Below are 3,527 nucleotides of genomic sequence, written 5' to 3' on the forward strand. Positions count from 1 at the left end.
CTTGCACGCAGGAGGTCAACGGTTCGATCCCGTTTGGCTCCACCACTACTGCTTCTGTTTGTTGAAAGCTTAGAAATGAGCATTCCATCCTGGTGATGGTGAATGTTGATTTCTAGTCTTTGATTAGATCGTTCTTTAAAAATTTGGGTATGTGATAGAAAGATAGACTGAACGTTACTTTCACTGGTAACGGATCAGGCTAAGGTAAAATTTGTGAGTAATTGCGAATTTTCGGCGAATGTCGTCTTCACAGTATAACCAGATTGCTTGGGGTTATATGGTCAAGTGAAGAAGCGCATACGGTGGATGCCTTGGCAGTCAGAGGCGATGAAAGACGTGGTAGCCTGCGAAAAGCTTCGGGGAGTCGGCAAACAGACTTTGATCCGGAGATGTCTGAATGGGGGAACCCACCTAACATAAGTTAGGTATCTTAAGCTGAATACATAGGCTTAAGAAGCGAACCAGGGGAACTGAAACATCTAAGTACCCTGAGGAAAAGAAATCAACCGAGATTCCCTTAGTAGTGGCGAGCGAACGGGGACTAGCCCTTAAGTGGCTTTGAGATTAGCGGAACGCTCTGGAAAGTGCGGCCATAGTGGGTGATAGCCCTGTACGCGAAAATCTCTTAGTCATGAAATCGAGTAGGACGGAGCACGAGAAACTTTGTCTGAATATGGGGGGACCATCCTCCAAGGCTAAATACTACTGACTGACCGATAGTGAACTAGTACCGTGAGGGAAAGGCGAAAAGAACCCCGGAGAGGGGAGTGAAATAGATCCTGAAACCGTATGCGTACAAGCAGTGGGAGCCCACTTTGTTGGGTGACTGCGTACCTTTTGTATAATGGGTCAGCGACTTATTTTCAGTGGCGAGCTTAACCGAATAGGGGAGGCGTAGCGAAAGCGAGTCTTAATAGGGCGTCTAGTCGCTGGGAATAGACCCGAAACCGGGCGATCTATCCATGGGCAGGTTGAAGGTTGGGTAACACTAACTGGAGGACCGAACCGACTACCGTTGAAAAGTTAGCGGATGACCTGTGGATCGGAGTGAAAGGCTAATCAAGCTCGGAGATAGCTGGTTCTCCTCGAAAGCTATTTAGGTAGCGCCTCATGTATCACTGTAGGGGGTAGAGCACTGTTTCGGCTAGGGGGTCATCCCGACTTACCAAACCGATGCAAACTCCGAATACCTACAAGTGCCGAGCATGGGAGACACACGGCGGGTGCTAACGTCCGTCGTGAAAAGGGAAACAACCCAGACCGTCAGCTAAGGTCCCAAAGTTATGGTTAAGTGGGAAACGATGTGGGAAGGCTTAGACAGCTAGGAGGTTGGCTTAGAAGCAGCCACCCTTTAAAGAAAGCGTAATAGCTCACTAGTCGAGTCGGCCTGCGCGGAAGATGTAACGGGGCTCAAACCATACACCGAAGCTACGGGTATCACTTAGGTGATGCGGTAGAGGAGCGTTCTGTAAGCCTGTGAAGGTGAGTTGAGAAGCTTGCTGGAGGTATCAGAAGTGCGAATGCTGACATGAGTAACGACAATGGGTGTGAAAAACACCCACGCCGAAAGACCAAGGTTTCCTGCGCAACGTTAATCGACGCAGGGTTAGTCGGTCCCTAAGGCGAGGCTGAAAAGCGTAGTCGATGGAAAACAGGTTAATATTCCTGTACTTCTGGTTATTGCGATGGAGGGACGGAGAAGGCTAGGCCAGCTTGGCGTTGGTTGTCCAAGTTTAAGGTGGTAGGCTGGAATCTTAGGTAAATCCGGGATTCTAAGGCCGAGAGCTGATGACGAGTGTTCTTTTAGAACACGAAGTGGTTGATGCCATGCTTCCAAGAAAAGCTTCTAAGCTTCAGGTAACCAGGAACCGTACCCCAAACCGACACAGGTGGTTGGGTAGAGAATACCAAGGCGCTTGAGAGAACTCGGGTGAAGGAACTAGGCAAAATGGCACCGTAACTTCGGGAGAAGGTGCGCCGGTGAGGGTGAAGCATTTACTGCGTAAGCCCATGCCGGTCGAAGATACCAGGCCGCTGCGACTGTTTATTAAAAACACAGCACTCTGCAAACACGAAAGTGGACGTATAGGGTGTGACGCCTGCCCGGTGCCGGAAGGTTAATTGATGGGGTTAGCTAACGCGAAGCTCTTGATCGAAGCCCCGGTAAACGGCGGCCGTAACTATAACGGTCCTAAGGTAGCGAAATTCCTTGTCGGGTAAGTTCCGACCTGCACGAATGGCGTAACGATGGCGGCGCTGTCTCCACCCGAGACTCAGTGAAATTGAAATCGCTGTGAAGATGCAGTGTATCCGCGGCTAGACGGAAAGACCCCGTGAACCTTTACTATAGCTTTGCACTGGACTTTGAATTTGCTTGTGTAGGATAGGTGGGAGGCTTTGAAGCGTGGACGCCAGTTCGCGTGGAGCCAACCTTGAAATACCACCCTGGCAACTTTGAGGTTCTAACTCAGGTCCGTTATCCGGATCGAGGACAGTGTATGGTGGGTAGTTTGACTGGGGCGGTCTCCTCCTAAAGAGTAACGGAGGAGTACGAAGGTGCGCTCAGACCGGTCGGAAATCGGTCGTAGAGTATAAAGGCAAAAGCGCGCTTGACTGCGAGACAGACACGTCGAGCAGGTACGAAAGTAGGTCTTAGTGATCCGGTGGTTCTGTATGGAAGGGCCATCGCTCAACGGATAAAAGGTACTCCGGGGATAACAGGCTGATACCGCCCAAGAGTTCATATCGACGGCGGTGTTTGGCACCTCGATGTCGGCTCATCACATCCTGGGGCTGAAGCCGGTCCCAAGGGTATGGCTGTTCGCCATTTAAAGTGGTACGCGAGCTGGGTTTAGAACGTCGTGAGACAGTTCGGTCCCTATCTGCCGTGGACGTTTGAGATTTGAGAGGGGCTGCTCCTAGTACGAGAGGACCGGAGTGGACGAACCTCTGGTGTTCCGGTTGTCACGCCAGTGGCATTGCCGGGTAGCTATGTTCGGAATAGATAACCGCTGAAAGCATCTAAGCGGGAAACTAGCCTCAAGATGAGATCTCACTGGGACCTTGAGTCCCCTGAAGGGCCGTCGAAGACTACGACGTTGATAGGTTGGGTGTGTAAGCGCTGTGAGGCGTTGAGCTAACCAATACTAATTGCCCGTGAGGCTTGACCATATAACACCCAAGCAATTTGACTACTCGAAAGAGCATCAGATTGCGGTGTGTGAAGACGAAACGAACCGAAAGTTCGAGAGACTCACAAAACACCGAGATCTATCACATACCCATTCGCTGGAGCGTACTCCGTAAGGAGAACGACCTGGCTACCGAATTTCTTGACGACCATAGAGCATTGGAACCACCTGATCCCATCCCGAACTCAGCAGTGAAACGATGCATCGCCGATGGTAGTGTGGGGTTTCCCCATGTGAGAGTAGGTCATCGTCAAGATTAAATTCCGAAACCCCTATCTGCGTATGCAGGTAGGGGTTTTGTTTTTGCCTGCAGGAAAGTGGCCAAACGAAAAAGGG

Annotated in this window: 1 tRNA gene and 2 rRNA genes (1 of these 3 cut by a window edge); all 3 read left to right on the top strand. The window is 50.7% G+C overall.

Features of this window, described 5'->3' with window-relative positions:
* Positions 1–45: transfer RNA gene (locus JFV26_RS19185), tRNA-Ala, on the top strand; it begins 31 nt to the left of the window's first position.
* A gap of 234 nt (positions 46–279) precedes the next feature.
* Positions 280–3,171, top strand: a 23S ribosomal RNA gene (locus JFV26_RS19190).
* 160 nt (positions 3,172–3,331) lie between these two features.
* Positions 3,332–3,447: ribosomal RNA gene (gene rrf, locus JFV26_RS19195) — 5S ribosomal RNA — on the top strand.
* The last annotated feature ends 80 nt before the right edge of the window (positions 3,448–3,527 follow it).

The sequence above is a fragment of the Pseudomonas sp. TH31 genome, assembly GCF_016650815.1.
Classification (GTDB): Bacteria; Pseudomonadota; Gammaproteobacteria; order Pseudomonadales; family Pseudomonadaceae; genus Aquipseudomonas.